This window comes from Streptococcus sp. 1453 (assembly GCF_013276955.1).
Taxonomy (GTDB): Bacteria; Bacillota; Bacilli; order Lactobacillales; family Streptococcaceae; genus Streptococcus.
This window is the reverse complement of the sequence record NZ_VMLZ01000006.1, coordinates 43,756-70,596: the sequence shown is the minus strand read 5'-3', so window position 1 is coordinate 70,596 and position 26,841 is coordinate 43,756. Positions and strand designations below refer to the sequence as shown.

Annotated in this window: 18 protein-coding genes and 2 pseudogenes; 2 read left to right on the top strand and 18 right to left on the bottom strand. The window is 39.6% G+C overall.

The annotated features are described in order from the left end of the window. Positions 1 to 27: 27 nt before the first annotated feature. The 7 genes and pseudogenes from HW098_RS05840 to HW098_RS05810 form a co-directional block, all read right to left on the bottom strand. Positions 28 to 8,913, bottom strand: coding sequence for a Rib/alpha-like domain-containing protein (locus tag HW098_RS05840; protein ID WP_176139540.1), 8,886 nt, complete (start codon positions 8,911 to 8,913; stop codon positions 28 to 30). Positions 8,914 to 9,321: 408 nt separating this feature from the next. Beyond that, positions 9,322 to 9,711 (bottom strand): YtxH domain-containing protein, encoded by a 390-nt coding sequence (locus tag HW098_RS05835; protein ID WP_176139539.1) that lies wholly within the window; start codon positions 9,709 to 9,711, stop codon positions 9,322 to 9,324. Next, positions 9,684 to 10,110, bottom strand: a pseudogene (locus HW098_RS05830) (DUF948 domain-containing protein). The gene HW098_RS05835 and the pseudogene HW098_RS05830 overlap by 28 nt, the downstream one beginning before the upstream one ends. After that, a complete protein-coding gene (gene lgt / locus HW098_RS05825; RefSeq protein ID WP_176139538.1) occupies positions 10,111 to 10,899 on the bottom strand; it encodes a prolipoprotein diacylglyceryl transferase in 789 nt (262 codons plus the stop codon). Next, positions 10,892 to 11,827 carry an HPr(Ser) kinase/phosphatase gene (gene hprK, locus HW098_RS05820; protein ID WP_166731227.1) on the bottom strand — a complete coding sequence of 312 codons (936 nt, stop codon included), beginning with the start codon at positions 11,825 to 11,827 and terminating at the stop codon, positions 10,892 to 10,894. Before hprK ends, lgt begins: the two co-directional genes overlap by 8 nt. A 281-nt stretch (positions 11,828 to 12,108) precedes the next feature. Then, a complete protein-coding gene (gene rpsU, locus HW098_RS05815) occupies positions 12,109 to 12,285 on the bottom strand; it encodes a 30S ribosomal protein S21 (RefSeq protein ID WP_000048054.1) in 177 nt (58 codons plus the stop codon). A 138-nt stretch (positions 12,286 to 12,423) separates the two neighbouring features. Beyond that, the gene (locus tag HW098_RS05810; RefSeq protein ID WP_049524427.1) at positions 12,424 to 13,131 is read right to left on the bottom strand and encodes a glucosamine-6-phosphate deaminase; all 708 of its coding nucleotides are present in this window, start codon (positions 13,129 to 13,131) and stop codon (positions 12,424 to 12,426) included. Between the two features lie 150 nt (positions 13,132 to 13,281). On the opposite strand from HW098_RS05810, the gene queA reads away from it, so the two are divergent. After that, on the top strand, positions 13,282 to 14,310 hold the full coding sequence (gene queA / locus HW098_RS05805; protein ID WP_176139537.1) for a tRNA preQ1(34) S-adenosylmethionine ribosyltransferase-isomerase QueA: 1,029 nt from the start codon (positions 13,282 to 13,284) through the stop codon (positions 14,308 to 14,310). A gap of 508 nt (positions 14,311 to 14,818) precedes the next feature. Here queA and HW098_RS05800 read toward each other — a convergent pair. From HW098_RS05800 to guaA, 8 genes and pseudogenes are all read right to left on the bottom strand, one after another. Further along, positions 14,819 to 15,379: pseudogene (locus HW098_RS05800) on the bottom strand (G5 domain-containing protein); the annotation flags it as partial. Positions 15,380 to 15,810: 431 nt separating this feature from the next. Continuing rightward, positions 15,811 to 16,362: a GNAT family N-acetyltransferase gene (locus tag HW098_RS05790; protein ID WP_055387720.1), complete on the bottom strand. Its 552-nt coding sequence runs from the start codon at positions 16,360 to 16,362 to the stop codon at positions 15,811 to 15,813. Positions 16,363 to 16,671: 309 nt separating this feature from the next. Next, complete coding sequence (gene nadE, locus HW098_RS05785; RefSeq protein ID WP_054362567.1) at positions 16,672 to 17,496, bottom strand: ammonia-dependent NAD(+) synthetase; 825 nt, start codon at positions 17,494 to 17,496, stop codon at positions 16,672 to 16,674. Continuing rightward, positions 17,493 to 18,953: a nicotinate phosphoribosyltransferase gene (locus HW098_RS05780; protein WP_050201388.1), complete on the bottom strand. Its 1,461-nt coding sequence runs from the start codon at positions 18,951 to 18,953 to the stop codon at positions 17,493 to 17,495. The genes nadE and HW098_RS05780 overlap by 4 nt, the downstream gene beginning before the upstream one ends. 115 nt (positions 18,954 to 19,068) lie before the next feature. Continuing rightward, positions 19,069 to 19,557, bottom strand: coding sequence for a DUF6773 family protein (locus HW098_RS05775; RefSeq protein WP_023941693.1), 489 nt, complete (start codon positions 19,555 to 19,557; stop codon positions 19,069 to 19,071). Then, positions 19,547 to 19,756 (bottom strand): helix-turn-helix transcriptional regulator, encoded by a 210-nt coding sequence (locus tag HW098_RS05770; protein WP_001107500.1) that lies wholly within the window; start codon positions 19,754 to 19,756, stop codon positions 19,547 to 19,549. Before HW098_RS05770 ends, HW098_RS05775 begins: the two co-directional genes overlap by 11 nt. Positions 19,757 to 20,053: 297 nt before the next feature. After that, complete coding sequence (locus HW098_RS05765; RefSeq protein WP_176139536.1) at positions 20,054 to 21,340, bottom strand: U32 family peptidase; 1,287 nt, start codon at positions 21,338 to 21,340, stop codon at positions 20,054 to 20,056. A gap of 357 nt (positions 21,341 to 21,697) precedes the next feature. Next, the gene (gene guaA / locus HW098_RS05760; protein WP_176139535.1) at positions 21,698 to 23,260 is read right to left on the bottom strand and encodes a glutamine-hydrolyzing GMP synthase; all 1,563 of its coding nucleotides are present in this window, start codon (positions 23,258 to 23,260) and stop codon (positions 21,698 to 21,700) included. Positions 23,261 to 23,401: 141 nt separating this feature from the next. On the opposite strand from guaA, the gene HW098_RS05755 reads away from it, so the two are divergent. After that, positions 23,402 to 24,100 carry a GntR family transcriptional regulator gene (locus HW098_RS05755; protein WP_000936193.1) on the top strand — a complete coding sequence of 233 codons (699 nt, stop codon included), beginning with the start codon at positions 23,402 to 23,404 and terminating at the stop codon, positions 24,098 to 24,100. 147 nt (positions 24,101 to 24,247) lie between these two features. On the opposite strand, the gene HW098_RS05750 is transcribed toward HW098_RS05755, so the two are convergent. The 3 genes from HW098_RS05750 to HW098_RS05740 are packed head-to-tail and all read right to left on the bottom strand — an operon-like array spanning position 24,248 to position 26,810. Further along, on the bottom strand, positions 24,248 to 25,144 hold the full coding sequence (locus HW098_RS05750; RefSeq protein WP_176139534.1) for a DMT family transporter: 897 nt from the start codon (positions 25,142 to 25,144) through the stop codon (positions 24,248 to 24,250). 8 nt (positions 25,145 to 25,152) lie between these two features. Then, positions 25,153 to 26,088: a serine hydrolase domain-containing protein gene (locus HW098_RS05745; RefSeq protein WP_176139533.1), complete on the bottom strand. Its 936-nt coding sequence runs from the start codon at positions 26,086 to 26,088 to the stop codon at positions 25,153 to 25,155. Further along, positions 26,085 to 26,810 (bottom strand): CppA N-terminal domain-containing protein, encoded by a 726-nt coding sequence (locus HW098_RS05740; RefSeq protein WP_176139532.1) that lies wholly within the window; start codon positions 26,808 to 26,810, stop codon positions 26,085 to 26,087. Before HW098_RS05740 ends, HW098_RS05745 begins: the two co-directional genes overlap by 4 nt. Between the last annotated feature and the right edge of the window lie 31 nt (positions 26,811 to 26,841).

The window sequence follows — 26,841 nt, the reverse complement described above, 5'->3', positions numbered from 1 at the left end:
AGAATGAATGTTCATTTGACTAAATTTTTAGTCTTCTTTTTTCTTTCTAAGAGCAAGTCCAAGACCGCCTAGCATACCAAGAAGTCCTAGAGATGCAAGAGTCGCATTTGATTCTGTTCCTGTATTTGGCAATACATTTTGAGAATCATTTGACTTAGCTCCATTATCAATAGTAGTCTTAGTATCTACCTGATCTGCATTCGGAGTAACTGCATTTGGAGTTGGATTTGTTGGTGCAGGTGTATCTTGACCAGAACCTCCATTAGTATCAGGTTTGACTGGTATTTCTACCTGAGTTCCTGGTTTGCCTGTTAACTCTGTCGTAATCACTGGCGCATTTGGTTTTGTTGTATCTGTTGCTTCTTTTGGTGCTGAAGCGTCTGATTCATTTCCTGATGCGTCTGTTGCTTTGGCTGTCACATTTCCTGCTGGGATATTCTTCGTAACTGTTATTGTTGCTACTCCGTTGTCTCCTGCTGTGCCTTCACCTAGCTCATTGTTATCTTTATCGTATAACTTAACTGTTGAGCCTGGCTCTGCTGTTACGCTCACGGTTACTGGGCTATTCGTATTCCCTTTGCCTGTTAACTCTGTCGTAATCACTGGCGCTTTCGGATTAACAACTGCCTCATTACTATTACCAGAAGATAAACTATATGAATCATCTTCTAACTCAGTTCCAGTCGCTTTTTTCACTAGTTTCTTATATGTTCCATCAACAATAACATTAGCACTTAATCGTTCCCCTAGTGATAATTCTCTTCTATAATCGGTTTCTGCAAATGTTACTGATGTTTCACTAGGTGTAACAGATTTTTCTGCAACTATATTCCCTTGAGCATCTTTCAGTTGAACTTTTACAGTTGCTCCTGTAGATAACTGCGAACTTGTTGGTAAGTTTGATACCGTAACGGCTGGTTTTTCACCTGATTTACCTTTGAACTCTTCTGCATTCAACGTTGGTGCCTGTGGTTTGACGTCAAAGGTAATAGGTAATAGTTGCTTACGGTTTTCATTATAATCTATCACCCCGTCTTCGTTAGGGAAGTATACACCAATCGTGTCTTCTACTCTTCCTATAGTATTAGCTGTCTTATCTCTACCTGCATTGTAGTAGCGTTTAGAACTCCAAAATCCTTTGACCTTAGCGTCACCTTGAACTGGATAATCGTGAGTGAAATATCCTCCTCTATTGGCATCAAAATTCCCAAAGTCTGTCCCTACTGTTGTCTCATAGCTAGAGTGTGTCAACGTTGCACTATAAGTAGGTAAGTTTACTTCTAAATCATACTTAATCGGTTTGTTTGGATCATCTGTAGCTTGAGAAACCTCTATAATTCCTTTTAGCTCTTTGTTTGCTTTGCTTACATCTGGAACTTTACCATCTTTCCATTTTACGGTTGCTCCCTTAGGTAAGGCGTTCACGTAACTTGCTGGATTTTGTCCATTAGATAATGTTCCTAATGCATTCACGTATGTTTGTTTCTTGAGTGTCACTTTGTCATATACTTTGACTGGCACATCTATATCTTTGGTGCTTGTATACCCTTGTACACTAACTGTCACAATTTTATTCGTAGTTCCTACTGTTGCTGTTGATGGTTTATCATTGTTTTTCCATGATGCAGTAACCCCTTCAGGCACTTCTACAAAGTTAGCTGCGGTATCAACATTTTCAATAGTATCACCTTTAATAGCGAAAATTGTTTTTGGTTTAACAGCTGTAATCGTAATTGTCTTGTCTGCTTTATTTCCGTTCTTGTCTAAGACAGCTACTGTAACAGTATTGTTAGAAACTGTACCTAAAGTACCCATAATTGATTTAGTAGTTGTATCATAGCTTAGACCTGTTGGTAAGTTTGTAACGTTAATATTTCCTTCGTCAATACCTACTCCTGTATCTGATAGGTCAAGAGGAATATTAAGCGTTTTTCCAACTTCTACTATTTGTGAAGAAGCTCCAATCACTGGCACTGTTCGATCACCATCAGTAGCCGTTCCAGTTCCCTCAGCACTTTCGATATTTTGAGCGGCAACTTTAGCGGTCACACTTGTCTGATCTTTTACAACTTGGTCTTTTAATGTAATTGCACCAGTATTTGAATCAATACTAATACCATCTTTTCCACCACTTGTAATCGTCCATTGGTTATCAGTTCCCTTAGTAGCCACAATCGTTGTAGCGGTCTGAGGAGTTTTCGTCACCGTTCCATTATGATCCAATTGATGACTGTCTGCTGGAGTATAACTTGCTTCTAATTTAGTCACATTCGGTTCATCTACAGGAGTTACCGTAACATCTCCATTTGCTTCTGGAGCTATCGTTGGTTTCGTTGGTCTAACGTTCACAGTAGCTGTTACTTCATCACTTGTTTTATCTGAATACGTCACCGTTACTGTCGCTTGTTTTACTCCTGGTGTTGATGTATCTAAAGTCCCTGTCTTCCATGCAAACGTTGTGTCTATCGGTAAATCATTCGCATTTGAAATGCTATCTTTTGCCGTTGGGTTATTTCCTTTATCTACTGTTTTCGCAACTGTCGTTGGTGTATAAATGTCTTTTTGCGCCGGCGCAGTTATCGGAATATCAACAGTTTCTGTAGAGCCATCTGGATACGACACAGTTGCTGTGATATATAACGAACCATCAGCATTTTTATTTACTTGTTTGTTCGATGTAAATGATAAATCCGCTGTATCTTTATCGACATTAACTGTACCTTTATCTGTTCTAAATGTTAACGTGTTTTTAATGCTATTGAATTCCTCATCAGTTAATGTTGAATTAGCTTTTCTAATATCACGATTAATTTGTGGAGTCGTTACAGTCGGCGTATATTTCGTTGCTTGTGTTCTTACTTTAAGCGCCACCAGTGTTCTACTATTCGGAGAAGTTTCTTTAGTTCCTGGAGAACCGTGTAATCGATTTCCAGCTGCATCCTCTGCATCACCCCAGATATACGCTATTCTTTCCCCTTCTGTCCATAATCGATTTTGAGGATTTTGTTTTGCCAATGTACCTGTAATATTTAGTGTAACAGGTGCTGCATGTTGTGTTTCAGCATTATCTTTAACAAATCTATTAGAAAAATCAAGATTAACATTTCGTAAGTTAGTAGGATCTCCACTATATGTAACAAAATTAGCTGATACTAATTTCCCTGAATTATCACTCAACGTTGCCACTGGTAAGTCAGTTGTTTCTGTCGGTGTGATATATACTACACGATATCCTTCTGCATCTGTTTCCGTATTTTGGAAGTCAATCGTTGGATAAATCGCGTCACCTGGTTTAGCATCACCTGTACCTTCATCACTTAGAATACCATCTATAGTGATTGCTTTGACTTTAACAGTTGAACCATCTTGTACTAAACGGTCTTTAATTTTTACAGTACCTGTAGTGCTATCAATCGTAAGTGGAACATCTGATCCAAATGACCATGTATCTCCATTTTTAGCTGCAGTATATGTTAGCTCTCGAGGATTATCTCCTTGTGTAGTATACGTTACACTTAGTCGATTAACATTCGTTTCATTTCGTTGAGTAATTACTACATCCCCATTATCTTGAGGTGCAACAACTGGAGTTGTTGGTTTTACTTTGAATACAATTGTTTTTTCAATATAACGACGTCCATTAATTTCTGTATTATCTCCAGTTTGTCCAGAAACTACTTCACCAATTCCTTTTGTTCCCGCATAGTCTACTGGGAAATAAGCTCTTGCTTTAACAGTATATTGGCCCGGAGCATTATATTGAAGAGTACGAGTTGTTGATCTTCCATCACTACTTACATAACGGAATGTCATTCCACTTGGGAAATTGCCCTGGTCTGTACGGTTTGTTCCATCATTAACTGTTAAGTAGTGGTTTGGATCCGGAACGTTAATACCTACATTTGCTTCTACAGTAATAGAACTTTGATTTGGTTCTGGTGATCTTGCTTCTTCAAAGTCAACATCTAAGACACGGATACGGAATTTCACTTCCCCTTTGTTTCCTGAATCTACACCATTTGCTCCATCTGAAACCTTCATAGTTACTGTAGACATTCCTAATGTAGCATCAGCTGCAACACGTCCTGAAATCGTATGTCTACCATTTGAATTTACCACTGCTCCCGTAACTGAAACTGTATTATTCGTTCCTCCAAATGTTACGCCTTTTGGTAATCCTTCTACATATTGAAGATTTACACGTCCTGTTGCTTCATTATCATAGAAGCTTAACGGAATATCTAATTGACCATTACGATAAATAGTCACAATTGGAGAATTTGAATCGTCTCCTGATAATTCAGTTGTTCCATTATCAGATGGATTTGTCATTTTCACAGTTGGAGGAGAATCTTCCGTCACAATAAATGTAACTGGTTTTCCAACTCTAGCAGGTGTATAAATGGTTACATCCTTACCATCGATATTTTTATTATAACTTGTTGCACCATTTGCAAACTCAGCAACTACTGTATAATCTGTAACATGCCCTGATGTTGGTAATGTTGTAGTTTGTGCTACCTCTTGATTATTCTTAATCCATTTGAATTGCATTCCGCCTGGGAAATACTTATCGTCTGAATTAACTCTATTGGCTGCTGTAGTTGTCAAGAAGTGATGTGGATCTCCTAATTGTGAGTTTAATCGAACGTTCTTAGGACTATCTTTAACATCAACGTCTACGATCGTATATTTGAATTTATAAGTTTTCTCGTTATTTAACGCATCTTTTACAGTAACACGCGCTTCACGCTCACCTAATGTAGCATCACTATCAACAGTGTTATTTGTTGACAATTGATATCTTGTCCCATTAGGCATATTCTCTGTCTTAGGAGAATCAGCGCTTCCTTGCTTGTTGAACCAAACACCATTTGGAATACCGTCTGCTTTTAGATAAGTCGTTACTCCAGAATTATCATTCACTTCAAATGTTGGATTAAAGTTAGCACCTCTATAAATAATGAAATGATTATCCGCTGCATTTTCAGTCAACTCTTTACCATTCATTTTTACAGTTGGTGGAATTTTATCTGATTTTTCAACTGGAATTTGAATTGTTTCACTTGTTCCATCAGGATAACGAACTGTTGCACCAACATAATAAGTACCATTCGAGTTACGTTTTACTGCTCCGTTTTCATTCATGGTAATGTTCATATCTGGAGTATTATGCGCTACTCTCACATCACCTTTATTAGCTGTAAATGTAATATTGGATTTAATGGCATTAAATTCATCATCTGACAATCTAGCACCATTAGCAGTAACGTCTTTATTAATAGTCTGCGTTGCTACTTGCGGATTATATTTAGCTGCTTGTGACAAAATCTTGAACTGTACACGTAACGGATTTGAATTTTCATTTGATTGGTTTTTCAATTGATTTCCCGCAGCATCCATTGCTGAAACATAACGTGTTACTAATGCTGAATCATTTTCCCAGATATTATTTGTATTCGGATTAATTTTTGGAACTGTTCCCTTAATTACAATATCGTGAGGAGCATTAAAATCTCCATTAGTAGTTCTAGGTTTGTCATTATAAGTTAATCCATATTCTAAGTTATAAGATGAACCATTCCCGTGGAATAATACTGTTTCTAATAACTTACCAGAGTTATCTTTTACTGTTCCTAATGTAATAGAACCATTTGATAAGTTTTCTGTTGGTGTAACATAAACTACGCGTTGACCATTCACTACTTCTGTATATTTTGAATTGAATTCAAATGTTGGAGGGACACGATCCCCTGTTTTTGCAATTGCCGTAGTATTATTGCTATTAACACTATCTGATGTTGCTACTTTTGCAGTTACTTGAGAAGCATCACCAACTGAACGGTCTTTAATTGTTACAGCACCTGTACTTGTGTCAATCGTTATTCCATCTATTGAAGGGTTATCTAATGTCCAACTGTTACCATTTTTCGTTGCAGTAACTGTTTGTTGTGCTCCATTACCATTTGTGTACGTAAAGCTTAACGTATTTACATTTCTTTGGTTAGTATGTGAAACAATTACATCCCCATTTTCTTGAGGTGTTACAGTTGGTGCTGTTGGTTTCACTTGGAATTCAATATCTCTAGCAACATAAGCACGTCCACGGATTTCAGTTACATTATCTCCTGTCGCATTTGTTGCAGTGACTGATTCGCCATTTGTTGGTACATATGTTGTTGGATAGAAGGCAGCTGCTTTTACAGTATATTTACCAGGATCAGTATATGTTAAGTTTGTCTTATACTCTGTACCTCTAATATAACGGAATGTCATACCACTTGGGAATAAGCTATCGCTTCTTTGTGACCCATCATTTACTGTTAAGTAATTATTTGGATCCCCTACAGCTTGGTTTACTTCTACTTCCTTAGAAACTTTTGAAGCACCGGTTTGCGTAGAAACACCTTGTTCAAAGTCAAGATCTAACACACGAACACGGAATTTCACTTCTTTTTTATTCCCTTGATTTACATCTCCGTTTGCCGCATCCGATACTTTTAATGTAACTGTAGAAATACCTAATCGCGCAGTAGCGTCAACATGACCACGAACGGTATAACTTCCTTGAGCATTTTCAGTTTTTCCTGATTCGCTAATGATTGCATTAGAATTCGCAGAAGCATTTGCATTGAACCAAACACCGCTAGGAAGTCCAGAAACATACTGAATGTTTACTTTACCAGCCGCATTGTTATCGTAATATTTTAAAGGCAACTCAATATTTGCACCGCGATAAACATCAATAGTTGGTGCATTTGAAACATTATCCGTTAATGTTGTTTCAGCATTATTTCTTATTTTATCAACAATTTTTACAGTTGGAGCCACTCTGTCAGGTTCAGGTGTTGGTATTGCAGGCGCACTAAAAGCTGATTCTACTTTTCCATAGTTATTTGTTACACTTGTTTTAGCTGTAATCCCTGTTGACGGTAATGCTTTTGATACCGTAATTGTAGCAGTTGTTCCAGTAGTTTTCCCAGTTCCAATAACCGTACCATCACTATATAAGGTCACTATAGAATCCTTAGGCACTCCATTACCTACATTTACAGTAACCGTTTGCCCAGTCTTCCCTGCTTTTTCATTTACAGAACTTTGATCAATAGCAGGTTTATGTGGAATAACCTTTAGTGTGGCAGTAGTAGTATTTGAAGTATTGTCGCTGTAGGTAGCTTTTACTTGATGATTGAATACTCCTGCTGTACTAGTACTTGGTTCCCCATTTAGCCAACTCCAATGCATGTCACCAGGGAAATCTTTAGTATCATTATCTCGAACTACAAAATCTGATGCTACAGGATTACTTATATTTCCAAGAGATTCCCCAACTGTTGTTGTAACTTCTTTCCCTTTTATAGGATATAATTGTGCATCTGGTTTACTTTCCAATCTCGTTCCAGTAGCAGCATACACATATGCCTGAAGCGCAGTGATAGCTTTTCCTTCTTTAGCGGTTACAGCTATTGCACCCGCTTTTTTGGCTTGTTCAGGAGTAACATTATCTCTCAAACGCATCTTAACATGATATTTATAAGCATAATTTCGCCCACCGCTTATAGTTAATAGCTGAGAATAAGACAGTTCAGGAAGACTCCCTTTGGGGTCATTATTTAATCTAATAATACGATTTAACTCTTCATTAGTTTGTAAGTCTTTTAACATTTGTTGTACCTGACTAGGATTTCCCCTAGCAGGACCACCATCTAATTGATAAAGACTAATCCTATCGCCCCATTGGCTTCTGGTACTATCATCCTGATTACTTCTATTTCTCAAAAGCTTTTCAAGTGCATTATACGTATCTACTTTAGTAAAATTTCCAGGATTTTCAGAAAGCAGTCCAGTACCTGCATTATTTTGATAACGTTCATAGTAAGCTTCAGCAATAGTATCCCCTACATATCTACCACCGCTATACAAAAGATCACGAGGAGGATAAAACCAAAATGCATCTCCAGTAGTTCCACTCAAAGCTTTACCATCATTTTGGAAGTAAACATCATAAGTAATAAACTTCTTGCCGTCTTCTTGACTATATTTGGCCTTCATGAATGTTTTTTCAATTGTTCGGGCACGTTGACCAATAGTTGTTCCACCACCATTAAATTTATCCTCTGATATATACTCTTTTACGTTATTTAACGCGCCTTCCACACGTTCACCATCTGCCCTAAATCCAGTTCCTTCACCCATACTTTGACCATTACGAGAATCACGAGATCCAGTATTAGCAATCGTATTTTTGCCTTCTTTTACTACTTTTTCAGGAGTGCCAAGCTTAGGCATTGAAGATAAGACAAAACTTTTCTCATTAAGTTTTTTAGCTGCCGCATCTACTTCAGCTTGTGTTAACTCATTATTATTTAATGCATTTTTAGCATTTTCTAAATCTGCTTGGATTGCAGCAAGAGTTGAAGCTGGAGCTTTTTCTTTGTTGACTTTATCCAAGAGTTCTTGAACGTTTGTGATACTAGCTTGTAACTGAGACTTATCTAATGTTTGTTTCTCTGCCACTTTATCAGCACCAGCATCTTTAGTTGCAGTTATGGCGCTAGTAGATGTGCCGTTATTTAGAGAGTTAGCCTCTAGGGCTTCTTTATTTTCAGCTGGTTCTTCTATTTTCTCAGTTTTCTTAGCTACCTCAACTTTTTCAGTTTCCTTGATTTCCTCATTTTTTGATGTTGGAGCAGGCTCTATCAGAGGCGATTCCTCCTCATTTGGATTCGGTGCGCCTATGACAGATTGGTTTTTATCATCTATCACATCCGCACTAACGGCATGCGTACCTAAAAACATCAGTGCTGCTACAGCTACTGAAGCTGCACCAAAGCTATATTTACGAATCGAAAAGCGCAGTACCTTTTCACCTTGCTGTCGATTTACTTTATATGAATTCGATTTGTGTTCCATTTCTCCTCCTAAGGAAAATATAATAAAAAAGCAATCTTTCTAACTTCAACTCCTTAAAAAGAGTTAAGCTAAAAAAATCACTATGATGATTGCTATTAGCAAATAACATCACAGCTATCACAGCTATCACAGCTCAATTATACTATTTTCTACATACTTAATCAAATATTTGGCCTTATATTCTTTAAAATTCGAAAAATATTGTATATTTAAGTATAACATTGTGAATATATTGATATTTTTTTAAAAACAACTCTATTCACAAAAAAGTAGATTATACTTATCTACTTTCAAAAATCATTAAATTTCTTTTTATTTAAGGTTTTATCCACATAAAAAAACCTATAAGCTCTATAGAGGTATAATCCACTAGAGAGTTTATAGGACCTAGAATAGTTACTATTTCTTTTATTCTTCTGTTATATCAATCACAATCTCTTCTGATTCATCAAGAGTTTCGGCCTTTTCTTGCCATTGCTCCTTGATATTATTGAATCGATCTTTTGATGCTTCAGTCGCTTGGCGAGCACATGATTTGGCTTGAGCAAGTACACTGTCCACAGTGATTTCACCTGACTCAACCTGTTCTTTGGTTTTCAGAACGAAATCTGTAGCCTGCTCCTTAACTTCTGTCAGTTTTTCACAGACCTGCTCCTTGGCATACTCTGGATCTTCTCTCAAATCATCCAGAAAATCTTGAGCCTGACTGCAAACTTGTTTGCCCTTGTCGCTTGTTAAAAACAAGGCAAGAGCTGCACCTGAAACGGTTCCTAAAAGGATTGAGGATAGTTTACCCATAAGGTTTCTCCTTTTTTATTTTTTTAAAAATTTACTTGCAAGACGAAGAGCTGACAAACTTGCCCCAGTCTTGAGTGTTTTTGAACCAGCTGATGAAGCTTTCTTGCTCAAGACACGCGCATGGTCATTGAGGTCTGAAACAGATAGAGATAAATCAGCAACAGCACTAAAGAGTGGATCAATCGTTGCCACCTTGACATTGATATCATCTGCCAAGACATTGACCTTAGCCAACAATTCATTGGTATGATGCAAGGTCACATCCACATCTGAAGTCAAGGTTTTAATCGTCTTCTCTGTTTCATCGATAACACGTCCAAGCTTTTGTACAGTAATGATTAGATACACTAAAAATACAATCAAAGCAAGGGCTACAAGAATATATGCAACTTCTAACATTTAGTTTTCCTCCTCTGTAACATAGTAAGGGGCCTTCTTTCGATTTTGATATAGAATGATAAAAATACCCAATCCGATAAGGACAACTGATAGCCATTGAGACACTCGAAGGCCAAAGAACATGAGGCTATCTGTCCGCATGCCTTCGATGACCATACGACCGAAACCATACCAAATCAAGTAGAAAGCAGTGATATGACCTCGTCTGAGACTCTTCCATTTTCGTCTGAATATCAGAATCAAGGCAAAGCCAAGTAGATTCCATAGAGACTCATAAAGGAAGGTCGGTTGACGGTAGCTCCCCTCAATATACATCTGGTCACGAATAAAGCCAGGTAGATAATCCAAATTATCTACTGTAGCCCCGTAGGCTTCTTGGTTAAAGAAATTGCCCCAGCGTCCCAAACTTTGGGCAATCATGACGCTAGGCGCCGCAATATCTAGGAAATCCCAAGTGTTGATGAGTTTACGATCAGCAAAGATATAGAGCACAAGAACCCCAGTTATCAAACCACCGTAAATGGCCAAACCACCATTCCAAATGGCAAAAATTTCTCCCAAGTTCTGACTATAATAATCAAAACGGAAAATGACATAGTAGAGACGAGCTCCTAAAATAGCCAAGGGAAAGGCGACTAAGATAAAATCTAAAATATCGTCTGGTATGATCTTCTTTCTAGGCGCTTCTTTCATGGTCAAATAAACCGCAAGAATCAAGCCTGTCACAATACACAAGGCATACCAACGAATGGCTAGGGGTCCTAGTTGAATAGCAATTGGATCAAGCATTTTGCACCTCATTTCGAGCGATGAGATTTGTCAAGCGTTCTTCGAACAAACGGGTCGCATCAAAGCCCATTTCCTTGGCACGATAATTCATGGCAGCTGCCTCAATCACGACAGAAATATTACGACCTGTTTTAACTGGAATACGGATACGAGGAATGGCTACGCCAGAAATTTCAAGTTCCTCTGCATTATTTCCCAGACGATCAAAGGTCTTATGCGTATCGTAATTTTCCAAATAGACAGCAAGCTGAACCTGTGAAGAATCCTTGACAGCACTGGCACCGTAGAGGCTCATGACATCAATAATCCCAACCCCACGAATTTCAATCAAGTGTTTCAAAATTTCAGCTGGTTCACCCCAGAGAGTAATCTCATCCTTGGCAAAGATATCGACACGGTCATCGGCTACCAAGCGGTGACCACGTTTGACAAGCTCAAGACCTGTCTCACTCTTACCGATTCCACTATCTCCCTGAATCAAGACGCCCATCCCATAGATATCCATCAAGACACCGTGCACACTGGTACGTTCTGCCAAACGAGAATCCAGATAGCTAGATAACTCTCCAGACAAACGACTAGTAGCTGTACGGCTGGTTAAAATGGCAATCTTACATTCTCTGGCTGCCTTTAACATCTCCTCTGGAACCACCAAACCACGGGCAACAATGACTGCTGGTGTCTCAGGTAGAAACATTTTTTTCAAAACTTCATAACGGCTGTTAGAAGGCATGCTGATCAGATAAGACCACTCCTTCATCCCCAAAAGTTGAATCCGCTCTGGCGTATAATAGTCAAAATAGCCTGTCATTTCAAGACCAGGTCGCGTAATATCCGCTGTATTGATTTCCTTTTCAAGCAATTCCGGTTCGCCATAGACAATGTCTAGTCTAAGCTTTTCAATCACTTCTTTTACTAAAACCGACATCATTTCCTCCTTCAATCGAGTTCTTTTTACTATTATATCAAATTGTAGGAGGATATTTCAGATTTTTGCAGGCTTTGGAGTATTTATTTATACTCAATGAAAATCAAAGAGCAAACTAGGAAACTAGCCGCAAGCTGCTCAAAACACTGTTTTGAGGTTGTAGATAAGACTGACGAAGTCAGTCATATACATACGGCAAGGCGACGTTGACGTGGTTTGAAGAGATTTTCGAAGAGTATTAAAAGAAAAAGGACTAGATTTCTCCAGCCTTTCATTTCTAATTAGAATTTTTTACGTTTACGAGCTGCTTCTGATTTACGTTTACGTTTTACAGAAGGTTTTTCATAGAATTCACGTTTGCGTGTTTCTTGAAGAGTACCAGCTTTAGTAACCGCACGTTTGAAACGACGAAGTGCGTCGTCAAGAGATTCATTCTTACGTACTACTGTTTTAGACATTTTTTTCACTCCCTTCAAGTTCAATATCTATTTTATTCTACACGTAAAAGGAATAATTGTCAAGCAAAAATGCGGTTTAATTTTGATTTTTTCTTACATTTATACAAGAGTTGAAAGCGTTCAACAGAACATTGCTTTTTATTTTTCAAGTAGGCTAAGCGCTTCAGCATCCGCAATAATGGTCACATCAGGGTGGTTTTGCAGGCTACTTGCAGGTAGGTTTTCGGTCACTGGTCCAGACACTGTTCCTGCAATGGCTTCTGCTTTTGATTCACCGTAAGCAAAGAGAAGGATTGACTTGGCATCCAAGATATTTTTAATCCCCATTGAAATGGCTTGGGTTGGGACGTCTTCAATCTTGTCAAAGAAGCGCGCATTGGCTTCAATAGTAGACTGATCAAGTTCTACTAGATGTGTTTGACTGTCAAATGGAGTACCAGGTTCATTAAATCCGATATGTCCATTGCGACCGATTCCCAAGATTTGGAGGTCAACTGGATGGTCAGCCAAAATTTGGTTGTAGCGTTCCACTTCAGCTTCAGCATGATCCTTAACACCACGAGGCAAGAAACTTTCTTTAAATGGTTTTTGGTTAAACAAGTTTTCTTGCATGAAGTGACGGTAAGACTGAGGATTGTCGCCATCAAGGCCTACATACTCATCAAGGTTGACACTGGTTAGATTTGAAAAATCAAGGTCACTCTCAACAATTTCCTTGTAAAATTCAAGTGGGCTACTTCCTGTCGCAAGTCCTAGAGTTTGAGCGCCGTTGTCCAATTTTTCCTTCAAAATCTCAAAAGCGACTTTTCCACCTTCGATTTGGTTTTCAACTTTAATAACTTTCATCTTTTCATCCTCCATTTCTATCTATATTCATTATATGGTATAGACCAATTTTTGTCAAGTGAAAACGATTTAATTTCTAAAAAAAGAGCGTCCAAACTTGAAACATGTTATAATGGATAGGATTAGAACTTAGAAAGAATGAACAGATATATGAATACAGCTGATTTTGATTTCCACTTACCCGAGGAATTGATTGCTCAAACACCCCTTGAAAAACGAGATGCCTCTAAACTCCTCATTGTCAACCGTGAGACGGGAGAAATGCAGGATAAACACTTCCACTCTATTATTGATATGCTGGAACCCGGTGATGCCCTTGTCATGAACGACACCCGCGTTCTCCCTGCCCGCCTCTATGGTCAAAAGGAAGAAACAGGAGGCCATGTGGAACTTCTCCTACTCAAAAATACTGCCGGAGATGAGTGGGAGGTTCTGGCAAAACCTGCCAAACGCCTCAAGGTTGGTACTCGTGTCAGCTTTGGTGATGGTCGCCTCAGCGCTGTCGTTACGGAAGAATTGACTCACGGAGGCCGCATTGTCCGCTTTGAATACCAAGGAATTTTCCTAGAAGTCTTGGAAAGTCTGGGAGAAATGCCGCTACCGCCTTATATCCATGAAAAATTGGATGACCGTGAACGCTATCAAACGGTCTACGCTAAAGAAAGTGGCTCTGCTGCAGCACCGACTGCTGGTCTTCACTTCACCAAAGAACTGCTGGCAGAAATCCAAGCTAAGGGAGTTCATCTAGTCTATCTGACTCTTCATGTCGGGCTTGGAACCTTTAGACCTGTTTCTGTGGACAATCTGGACGAACACGAAATGCACTCAGAATTCTACCAGCTTTCTGAGGAAGCAGCTACCACTCTTCGCTCTGTTAAGGAAAATGGTGGTCGTGTCATTGCTGTCGGAACCACTTCTATCCGCACCTTGGAGACTATCGGTTCCAAGTTTGAGGGGCAAATCCAAGCCGATTCTGGCTGGACCAATATCTTTATCAAACCTGGATACCAATGGAAGGTTGTGGATGCCTTTTCAACCAACTTCCACCTGCCAAAATCAACTCTGGTCATGTTGGTTTCTGCCTTTGCCGGCCGTGAATTAGTCTTAGATGCCTACCACCATGCCATTCAAGAACACTACCGCTTCTTCAGTTTTGGCGATGCCATGTTTATTTATTGAGAAAGAATTTCTCTAAATCTTCTAATACCAATAAATCGCTAAGATATTATACCAAAGAACATCTACAATTGAAACTCTAGCTAGCTGTAGAGGACGCCTAGTACATTGAAATTAAAATGCTTCCTCCTAGCTTCGAAAATATTGCCATATATTGCGCTGACTTTCCAAATTGATTCATCCATATTTTATTTCAGCTTCCTATATTTTCTTCGCTGTTTGTAAATCAAAATGCAAGACACATAGAAATCAATATATCAATCACTAATATCTACCTTCCCAAGAGACTATTATAGCTTGTTTCAGACTCATCCCCTACTGTGACTGTCATTCTCTCAGTCTCAAAATCAAAGACTTAAACAAAAAGTGAACAAACCTGAATTCTAATGTACAGAAGACTAGGCTTGTTCACTTTTTTATAGTCGCTATAAGATGATCTTATCTATAGCTTTTTATACATAATTATATATTCAGACATACTATTATCAATTGTGTCGCAGGGAGGAATCTGTTAACGCACCCATTCACCATTATCATTGACTCTATAGCCATCTATACTTGTATTGACCGCTAGCTCACCCGATGCATTTACATAATACCATTTACCACCAACTTGGAACCATTGATTGGCTTTCATAGAACCGTTGCTGTTGAGGTAGTACCATGAACCATTATTTTGTACCTAACCTGTTGCTAGGGAACCATCAGTGTTATAAAAATACCACATACCATTTTCTTGTTTCCAGCCTGTTGTTGGAGCAACTGGTTTATCTGGTTCTACTGTTGCATCTGTTCCTTGGTTAGATGTAACAGACGCAAAATATGAAGGAGTAGATGGTTGTGCAGGAACAACAACTTTTTCAGGTTCTCGTGTCCCTCTCTTTATACGTCTTTTCTCCATCTCTTTTCTTGTTTGACGAGAGGTATGCTCAGTGACTGTACCATCTTCTTCATCTACAGTATAGGTTGTAATAATCGTTACTTCTCCAGCTTTTCCTGGTATTTCCTCCACTTGCTATCCTTTATCAAGAGTTGGGTCATCGAGATATTCTGTTTCGATTGGAATTACTTTTGTTTCAACGCTATCCTTAGCCGGAACCTTAACAATAATATTTCCTACTTCATCAACATCAGTCTCCGGTTCCTCTCCTTTACGGCGGGTATCGTCTTTAATAAATGTCACTCCTGTTCCATCAGCATGAACAAAACTTGTATTCAGGATTCCTCCTAAAAATAAAGTTAGCCCGACTATCACAGAACCAAAAATCTTTCCGAGTTTACGTAATGCATAGCGCTTATTGGTATTAGATTTTGCCATTACATCCTCCTTCTAAAAGTTACTACAAAGAGATTTTTTAACTAATACTAAACAAGATTAAAGAAGGAACTAGAACATCTGTCTTGTACTAATCAATATGCTATTTTAAAGTTGCAAATAAACTTGGGATGTCAATTATTATATTTACAATAAATAGTTGACTTCAATGAAAACAGAAAAGAAAATCACTTGTCTTCCCTGCTTATCTGATAATAAATAAGGTCCGCAAGATAGCACTTTCTCTCCACCCCATTTGCAACAGTTTTTAGATAGGACATTCCAGCCTTTTCCATGACACGACCTGAAGCTGGATTGAGACTGGCATAACGTGCCTTGACTTTTTGAAATTCTACTTGAGTAAAACAAAAGTCTAACACAGCTTTCAAGGCCTCCGTCATCATGCCACAACCCCAATAGTTTTTTCCTAAAATATACCCAATTTCACAAGAAGAATCATTCTCATTCATTTCAACGATGCTAATATCTCCTATCACTTGCTTAGGGTTTTCTTTGAGACAAATAGCCCATTTGTAATAGTTGGGATTTGTATAGGAGCCAACCCAATTACGAATGGAGTTTCGAGTCACCTCGACATCAGGATGAGGATCCCAGGTGACATAGGTCAGATTCTCAGCAGACGAAGCCCAATTTTGAAACATGGCTTCCGCATCACTATCCACAAATCTTCTTAAAATCAAACGTTCTGTCTGTAATGTTTGTGTACCGATAGATTTCACGATACTACCTCGCTTTCTGATAGATGATTCGATGTCCAATCTCCATTGAAACTTGCTTTGATTCCGAATCTCAAGGTTATAAGCTAAAAAGGTCCCACAGACCTTCTTCGCTTTCTCATTTCAAGATGAGAGGCTGAAAACCTCCACTGGAGGCTATTCTTGCTCCCCAGTTTCTAGGCAAGAGGCTAAAAAGATCCCCCGGACCTTCTTCGCTTACTTATTTCTGTGCTCAGGGTAAAAACCTCCACTGGAGGTTTTTCTTGCTTTTTAATTTCAGGGCAAGAAGCTAAAAAGGTCCCCCGGACCTTTTTACTCCCAAAAGTCATCAAATACAGTGATGGGTAGGTGGCGTTTGTGTTGGCCTTTGTGCCACCAGTTTTCAATGGTCGCTTGAGCTTCTGGGCTGATTGTTTTGCCTTCCAGATAGTCGTCAATCTCTGCATAGGTGACTCCAAGTGCAACTTCATCAGCTAGGCCTGGTTTGTCTTCTTCTAGGTCTGCTGTTGGGATCTTTTCATAAAGGGCTGGGTCTGCACCAAGTTCCTGCAAAAGTTGTTTTCCTTGACGTTTATTGAGGCGGAAAAGGGGTAAAATATCTGCACCTCCGTCACCAAACTTGGTAAAGAAACCTGTGATATTTTCCGCAGCATGGTCTGTTCCAATGACCGCTCCACTATGAGCACCTGCAAGGGCATACTGAGCAATCATACGGCAACGTGCCTTGATATTTCCCTTGTTGAAATCTGAAACAGGACTACCTGTTGCTTCAACTGCAGCTGTCATGGCGTCTGCTGATTCCTTGATATTCACCACCAAGCTGACATCTGGTTGGATGAAAGCTAGGGCTTTTTGAGCATCTGCTTCATCGGCTTGCACTCCATAAGGCAGGCGGACAGCGATAAATTTGTAGCTGTCATCTCCTGTCTCTGCTCGCAGTTCTTCCATAGCTAATTGGGCCAATCGACCTGCCAAGGTTGAGTCTTGTCCTCCAGAAATCCCTAGTACAAAGGTTTTAAGGAAGGGATGTTTTTTCAAGTATCTTTTTAAGAAATCAATGGAACGACGGATTTCTTCCTGGGCATCAATCACTGGTTTCACACCCAGTTCTTGGATAATCGTTTCTTGCAAACTCATTCTTCTTCTCCTTCACCGAGGGCTTCCTTGCGCATTTTGTCAATCAAGTCCATCTTGTCTTGCCATACATCACGCGCCAAATCCACTGGATAATGCTGAGGATTGAGCACGCGCTTGTACTCATCCCAAAGCTTATCAAATTCCTTACGAGCATAATCCTGAATCTCAGTCAAGCTAGGTAGGTTGTAAATCAATTTTCCGTCTTTGAAGACATCCACTAAGAGAGGAACGGCGTCAAAATTACGAACGGTCTTCTTGATGTAGGTATAGGTCGGATGGAACATCTTGATTTCTGTCATGCTGGCAACATCCACACCATCATAGGTAATATAGTCACCCTCTGACTTGCCTTTTTCACGACTGGTAATACGCCAAACCTGCTTCTTACCTGGCGTCGACACTTTCTCTGCATTATTAGACAGCTTAATCGTATTGCGCATGTTCCCATTTTCATCTTCGATTGCTACAATCTTATAAACTGCTCCAAGAGCTGGCTGGTCATAGGCTGTAATCAGCTTAGTTCCCACACCCCAGACATCAATCTTAGCCTTTTGCATCTTGAGGTTGAGGATAGTATTTTCGTCTAAGTCATTAGAAGCATAAATCTTAGCCTCTGTAAAACCAGCCTCGTCCAGTTGCTGACGAACTTTCTTAGAAATATAGGCAATATCTCCAGAATCAATCCGCACACCCATAAAGTTAATCTGATCACCCAGCTCACGCGCCACCTGAATGGCAGCTGGCACACCGATACGAAGGGTGTCATAGGTATCCACAAGAAAAACGCAATTTTTGTGGGTCGCAGCATAAGCCTTGAAAGCCTCGTAATCATTGCCATAAACCTGTACCAAGGCATGGGCGTGAGTCCCCAAGACAGGAATGTCAAAGAGTTTACCAGCACGCACGTTGCTAGTTCCATTGGCGCCACCAATCACCGCTGCGCGTGTTCCCCAGATAGCCGCATCCATTTCTTGAGCCCGACGTGTTCCAAACTCCATCAAGGGTTCATCTTCAATAACCGAGCGAATACGAGCTGCCTTGGTCGCCACCAGAGTCTGGTAGTTAACGATGTTCAAAAGAGCTGTTTCGACCAGCTGACATTGGGCTAGAGGACCTTCCACCTGCACAATAGGCTCATTAGCAAAGACCAAGTCCCCTTCTTGGGCAGAACGAACGGTCAACTCCAACTTGAAATTGCGGAGATAATCCAAGAATGCCCCATGATAGCCAAGCGACTCCAAATAGGCAATATCACTATCTAAAAAACGCAGGTCTTCAAGATAGCTCACAATTCTTTCCAAACCAGCAAAAACTGCATAGCCGTTCTTAAAAGGCTGCTGGCGGAAATACACCTCAAAGACCGCCTTTTTATTGTGAATCCCTTGGTCAAAGTAAACCTGCATCATGTTAATCTGGTACAAGTCCGTGTGCAATGTCAAACTATCATCTGGATACATACTTTTCCTACTTCCTTAACTAGAAACCAATGAAAATTTTCAAGAACTTTCATGTGTTCCAATAAATTAGTACTATTATATCACATTTTAGCTGGATTGAGAAAAGAGTAACAAGCTATTCTCCACTCTCCAGTTCATCCATATCTTGTTCAAACTTTTTCTGGGCCCATTCGCCATAGCTCTTCAAACCGAGATTGCCAATAAAGACCCAGGGAAGGTAAATGACATAAGTAATGACCCAAGCAGACAGGTATTTAACATTCAAAGGGTTATGCTGATAAATTTCTATGTTGAATTGATAATTCTGTAACATCAAAAGAGCCGTAATCGCCAAGGTTAGGAAAAAACAACCCAAAATCGTAAAATGAAAACGACTATAGTAGGTTACTCCCAGATAACGAGCACGATTAAAAAAGAAGAAAATTCCTACTATCAGAGTATAGACTAGAAAATTCGGATTAAAAAGAGAAGGAGCTAATACAGCCACCAAATAGCTTAGAAGCACAAGCCCAATAAAGAGGGAAAAGGATTCTGCCCCAGCTTTATTGATTAATTGTTCTTCTCTTTCGTCAAGTAATTGATAATGAATGAATTTATTTACCATCTTCTTCCTCCCAAAATAGTTGGTCTAGGGTTTTCCCTAAACATCTGCAAATGGACTGGCAGAGTGAGAGACTGGGATTGTATTTTCCCGCCTCTATCAGACCAATAGTCTGGCGTGTCACACCAACAGCCTCCGCCAGTTGACCTTGTGTTAAATCAAGCTCTACACGAGCTAATTTTAATTTTAAATTTTTAGCCACCTGCGTCCTCCTTATAGTTTTAAAAAGTTGCGCCTCTTTTTAACAACATTATATCATATATCTAACTTAATGCAATATATAAATGTCACTTTGTAACATTTTATTAACAAAAAAACTCTCTACAATAAAAAATAGAGAGTGTTACGTTTAAATATAGGATTTCAAAATTTCACCCGACTTTATCACTTAAAAAAGAACAGCTAACCCCTTGCGACTTAAGGGATTTCGCCGTTCTTCAATCTCATTTAGGTGTTACACATAGAACTTTGCATAATTTTTTAAAACTAAACAACTACATTAAGCACGCACTGTGACGCTGGTTCCATCTTCCTTATAAAGATTGATGAGACCTTCTTTAAGAGCTCGAACCATGTCTCCAACTTGAACAGGTTGTGGGACTTTGATTGTCAAGAGTTCCATTGGATTTGGAGCACGATCGATTTTATTTCCCTTTGCATCGTGCAAATCTTCGATATAGGTTTCAAAGTGACGGAAACCTGGGCCGTAAAACTCAACTTGGTCGCCTTCGTTAATCACGTTCCGTTGACGAATAGTTGCTGTTTGTGTCGCCTCATCATAAGAAACTACCTCAGCGACAAACTTATACTCAGGAATTTTACGACGAGCACCAAACAACTGCTCATTTTCAGATGGTGTACCATAGTAGAAACCTGTTGCTAATTCACGTTGGGCAACCTTCCACATCTCGTCCACCAAGTCTTGTTTGATAGATTCAAACTTTTCAGGACTTTCAAGATAGGCATCCACAGCCGCCTTGTAGCAGTTGGTTACTGTTGATACGTAATGAATAGACTTCATACGCCCTTCAATCTTCAGACTGTCCACTCCATTTTCAATCATATCTGGAATATGGTCAATCATGGACATGTCAACAGCTGACATTGAAAATTCTTCTGGAATTTCACCCTTCAAGCTCTTGCGTTCTTGACCAAATGGCATATCGTAAAGGTCGTACTTCCAACGGCAAGACTGAGAACATCCACCACGGTTGGCATCACGCATACTCATGTGGTTTGAAAGTGTACAACGACCAGAGTATGAAATACACATAGCTCCATGGACAAAAGCTTCAATCTCAACATCTGTACGTTTGCGAATTTCAGCTAATTCTTCCATTGAAACCTCACGCGCCAAAACGACACGTGTTAAGCCTAGCTCTTTCCAGAACTCAAGAGTTTCATAGTTAGTGGCACTTGCTTGGGTAGAGAGGTGGATTTCAAGACCAGGCGCTTCTGTCGCTGCAATCATAATCAAGGCTGGGTCAGATACGATAACTGCTGCAATCCCGATATCACGTAGTTTACGGAACCACTCACCAGCACCAGCTTCATTTCCTTCGTGCATAACCATATTAGCCGCTACATAGACCTTAGCTCCATACTTGGCAGCAAACTGGACGCCTTCTTCCATCTGTTCAAAGGTAAAGTTACCGGCACGGCTACGGAGACCATAGGCCTGACCACCGATAAAGACAGCATCTGCCCCATACTGAACAGCTACTTTTAGCTTCTCTAAAGTCCCTGCAGGTGATAAAACCTCAGGACGTTTTAATGTTTTTGTCATGATTTCTCCTATTTGCAATATAAAAGTTTGACGTTTTTCCTTCTCATTTTATAGTAAATAAGCGATAAAATCAAGCCTAGACAGATTGTTTTGACAATTCTAATCTTTTAATACTCTTCGAAAATCTCTTCAAACCACGTCAGCTTCCATCTGCAACCTCAAAACAGTATTTTGAGAAACCTGCGTCTAGCTTTCTAGTTTGCTCTTTGATTTTCATTGAGTATATGCTTTGCATAATGACTGATAAACTGTCGAAAATTAACCCAGTTTTAACAAGTAGTCAAAAAGCCAGATAAAGTAAAAACCAGTACCCAAAGATACTGGCTCGTAAAAATATATAAATTAGTCCTTAGATGACTACTCCCACTCTACTGTTGCAGGTGGTTTACTTGTAATATCGTAGACGATACGGTTAACGTGATCTACTTCATTTACGATACGAACAGAGATTTTTTGAAGGACATCCCAAGGAATTTTGGCAAAGTCAGCAGTCATACCATCGATAGAAGTGATAGCACGGATTGCAATTGTGTAGTCATACGTACGACCGTCACCCATAACACCAACTGAACGAACGCCTGTGTTGACAGTGAAATATTGCCAAATATCGCGGTCAAGACCAGCTTTAGCAATTTCCTCACGCAGGATAGCGTCTGACTCACGAACAGTTTCTAGTTTCTCTTCAGTAATTTCACCCATGACACGGATCGCAAGACCTGGTCCTGGGAATGGTTGGCGCCATACGATATGGTCTGGCATGCCAAGTTCTGTACCAAGAGCACGAACCTCATCTTTATAAAGAGTATTGAGTGGTTCAATCAATTCAAACTGCATGTCTTCTGGAAGACCACCCACGTTGTGGTGTGACTTGATCGTCTGAGCTGTATCCGTACCAGACTCAATCACGTCTGTATAAAGAGTTCCTTGAGCAAGGAATTTCACATCTTTGAGCTTGCTTGCTTCGTCATCGAATACATAGACAAACTCGTTACCGATGATTTTACGTTTTTGTTCAGGGTCAGAAACGCCAGCAAGTTTGTCAAGGAAACGTTTAGCAGCGTCTGCTTTGACGATATTCAAACCAAACTTACCACCAAGCATGTCCATAACTTGGTCCGCTTCTCCTTTACGAAGAAGACCATGATCCACGAAGATACAAATCAATTGATCGCCAATCGCTTTTTGGAGAAGAACCCCAACGACAGATGAGTCAACCCCACCTGATAGACCAAGAAGGACACGTTTATCACCGACGGTTTCACGAATTTTTTGGATCTGCATATCGATGAAGTTATCCATTGACCAGTCACCTTTAGCCTTACAAATATTAAGGGCAAAGTTACGAAGAATATCATTTCCGTATACAGAATGACGAACTTCTGGGTGGAATTGGATACCGTAAATGTGTTTATCTGGGTTTTCGATGGCTGCGTATGGGCAGTCAGCTGATGTACCTGTACGAACAAAGTCAGCAGGAATTTCAGTAACCGCATCACCATGGCTCATCAAAACAGTCTGTTCATCAGGTGTTGATTCAAAAAGCGCTGATGGTGTATGTGTTAGGGTTGATTGACCGTATTCACGATTTCCAGCATCACCTGCAGGAACAACTTTTCCTCCAAGTTTATGGGTCAATAACTGCATACCGTAACAGATTCCCAAAATTGGAATTCCAAGTTCGAAGATTTCTGGGTCAATATCGAATGAACCATCTTCATATACAGAGTTTGGACCACCTGATAGAATAATTCCTACAGGATTGATTTCACGAACTTCGGTAGCTGAAATTTTATGGCTCTTTAGTTCTGAAAAAACGCCAATCTCACGGATACGGCGTGAAATCAGCTGGTTGTACTGGCTACCATAGTCCAGCACGATGATTTTTTCTACATCTTGCAAATCAGTTGATATGTTGCTCATCTTTTTCCTTTCTCAAAAGAAATATCTTTTTTCAATATTCTATCACAAATAAGGGCGAATTACCAACTAAACAAGGCGAAGATTGACTTTTTCTAGTTTATTGGGGTAAAATAGAGAAAAGATAGAAATGAAGTGAAAAATATGCTACCTGCTTATATGAAAATCCATGATCAGATTAAAAAGGATATTGACGAGCACCGTTGGGCTATTGGGGAGAGGCTTCCCAGTGAAAGAGATTTAGCAGAGCAGTTTGAGGTCAGTCGCATGACCCTCCGCCAAGCCGTATCTCTATTAGTTGAAGAAGGTGTTCTGGAGCGCAGAGTTGGAAGTGGCACCTTTGTTTCCAGTACTCGAGTACAAGAAAAGATGCGAGGGACAACCAGTTTTACTGAAATTGTTAAGTCCCAAGGTAAAGTTCCCTCTAGCCAGCTCATTTCCTACAGAAAAACTATTCCTAATGAACAAGAAGTTGCTAAGTTAGGCATTTCTCCAACGGAAAATATTATCCGAATGGAGCGGGTCCGCTATGCCGACCAAGTTCCTCTGGTTTATGAAGTGGCTTCTATTCCTGAAAAATTCATTAAGGACTTTAAAAAAGAAGAAATCACCAGTCATTTCTTCCAAACCTTGCAAAAACATGGCTACCGTATTGGCAAATCTCAACAGACCATTTATGCTCGCCTTGCTAAGGAAAAAATCGCCCACTATTTAGAAGTTGAAAAAGGACATGCTATTCTTGGTCTGACTCAGGTTTCCTACCTAGAAGATGGAACTGCTTTTGAATACGTAAAAAGTCAGTATGTAGGCGAACGTTTTGAATTTTATCTTGAAAATAATTAATACTCTTCGAAAATCAAATTCAAACCGCGTCAACGTCGCCTTGCCGTACTCAAGTACAGCCTGCGGCTAGTTTCCTAGTTTGCTCTTTGATTTTCATTGAGTATAAAATACTACGCAAAAACTCTCTGTCACGGACAAAGAGTCTTTTTATTTTTCTAAGAGTAAATCTTTCAAAGAAATCAGAGTTACAGCAAACAATATCATTGCCATACCAAGAAAATCAATAGGATAAAATTGTTCATTCATAATTAGAAAGGCAAAGAAAACCGCCGATATTGGCTCAATCGAAGCCAACAAGCTTGACTTAACCGGTCCTATCAGACTGGCTCCTTTTAGAAAGGCTGTATAGGTAAAGACAGTTCCAATAAGGATAATGCCCGCAAAAGCAAGGAGAAAATCAAGACTTGTTGGGATAGTTGCCTGTAGAATCCCTGTAAAAGGAAGGGCGACCAAACCTGCTATGACCATTCCCACACCAATGACCAAACTACTCCCCCACTTCTTAATCAAGGCTATGGGCAAAATGATATAAAGAGCGTAAGTCAGAGCAGAAAAGAGCCCCCAGAATAAGCCAGAAGGTGTAATAGATAACTGGTCCAACTGCCCATGAGTGGCGATCAGGAAGGTCCCTCCAATGGCTAATATGATGGAAATAATTTCTCCTAGCGTCGGAGCCACCTTATCCTTGATACAGCTATAAATCAAAATTCCGACAGGACAAACATACTGAAGCACTGTTGCAGTACCTGCATTGGTTTCCTGAATAGCAGTTAGATAGGCAAATTGATTGAGGAAGAGACCAATTAGAGCAAAAATAAGAAGAGACAGCAAACTCTTTCTATCCGTTAAAAAGGCCAGCATTTTATCTTTTGCAGTGGCATAAGCCAAGAGCATGAGAATTCCACCAGCGATTAAAAGACGCAAGTTGGTCAAAACCAGAGCCGAAATTCCGTGTGCCATCAGGTATTGGCCACTCGTTCCTGACAAGCCCCAAGCAATCCCAGCCACAACTGTTAATAAAGTCCCTTTTAAACTGTTTGACATGTCTCTCCTTACTCTTCTTTGCGAATCAAGTCCATCACTTGATTACGGTCTAAAATCCACTGAGCCCTCTCATCCTTTTCATAGGTACGATTCGATAGGAAAATGGCCGCTTCTCGCTTCTGACGATTCCACATGATAAAGGTACCTGTATAGCCCGTATGGTCTAGCCAATCTCCTTCCAAATTCCATGCTAAAGAACGTTCCTTGTCATCCAAAGGTGAAAAATTTTGACTCAAGTCTCTTGCAAAATCATCTCCTAAATAGTGTTCTAAAAAGATTTGTAAATCCTTTACAGTCGAAAATAAACCAGCACTACCAGCATGTCTGCCCAGGAGACGAGCTTTTGGATCATGTACCATTCCTGCCTCTACACCTCTAACTGTTGGAACAGCGAGCTCAACCGGCCCAAACTGGGTTTCCTTCATTCCCCAAGGTTTCAAAACTTGTTCTTGTAAAATCACATCCAAGTTTTGATTAAAGATTTTTTCCAAGATAAAACCTAACAGCAAAAAATGGACATCCGAATAAAGAAAGGCTGGCTGACTTCGTCTATTGAGATGAAACATCGCTTCCTTTAATTCAGAAGCTGTTAAAAGGTCTCGATTGGGAATAAACGGATCAAGATCTGTTGCGTGAGTCAAGAGCTGGCGAATAGTGATGTCTGGATAATCACTCTCAGGTAAAAAATCTATTACCAGTCTATCAATATCTAATTGACCTATTTCCCACAAGAAGGTAAAAACGGTGCCAACGCCAACAACCTTGCTAACACTGGCTAGGTCATAAACCAGTCCTGCCTCTGTCTGCAAGCCATGCTCTGGGTCACTCTGGCCTAAATAGAACTCAGTCCATTGATTGTCCTTAAAATACGCAAAAGAGGCTCCGGGATAAATCCCTGCCTCGATTTGTTCTTCTATTTTTTTAATAATCTTGGTCCACTTCATACTTCTTCAAACCACAATTCAACATTATTTCTATCTTTACCAAGGAAGAATTTTTCAGACTTAGGAATAAAATATTCTGTAGACTCAAACCTCTGGCACAGACTGGCTAAATCTAATTCATTTACCAAGAACTTGAGCATAGACAAGTCCCAGGTAACCGTACTGTCCACAGTCAAATCCTGCCCCTGTGCTGGGATAAAATCAAGGGATGTCCCAATTTCAGATAGTTCCAAGAAACTATCTACATCCGTTGGGAGGTGTAATTCCATAGAAATTTCAAATTTACTTAAAGAAATTGACTCCAGATCTGTTTGAAATTCTGGCTTTTCTCCTACTTCTACTAGACTTGCTCTATCATCTTCCGCATGAATCAAAATCAAATCATCTTCTGGCGAGTAAATTTCAAAAGCGTAGCCATGTTGACCTTTATATAATCGATGAATCGAATTCGTTTTAGATAAGAGTCCTTCAATTTCCAAGGGATTTTCCACCTTGACAATCAATCTAGCTAGTTTTTTTCTTCCCTCTACCTTACGAGTACGCATACTTGGAGCTTCTTCTAAAACCAGCTTCTCAAGACCTGTTTGGTCCCCTAGTGATAGGAAGGCTGATTCCTCTAACAAGGCCTTCATTCCAAGGGTTTCAATATAAAATGTTTCATTTAATTTTCTATTATTAACTTTTAAAGTAGGAATAATCCGTACAATCTGATTTACATTCATAAATTCCTCCAACTCTTTTATTTTAAAGGAT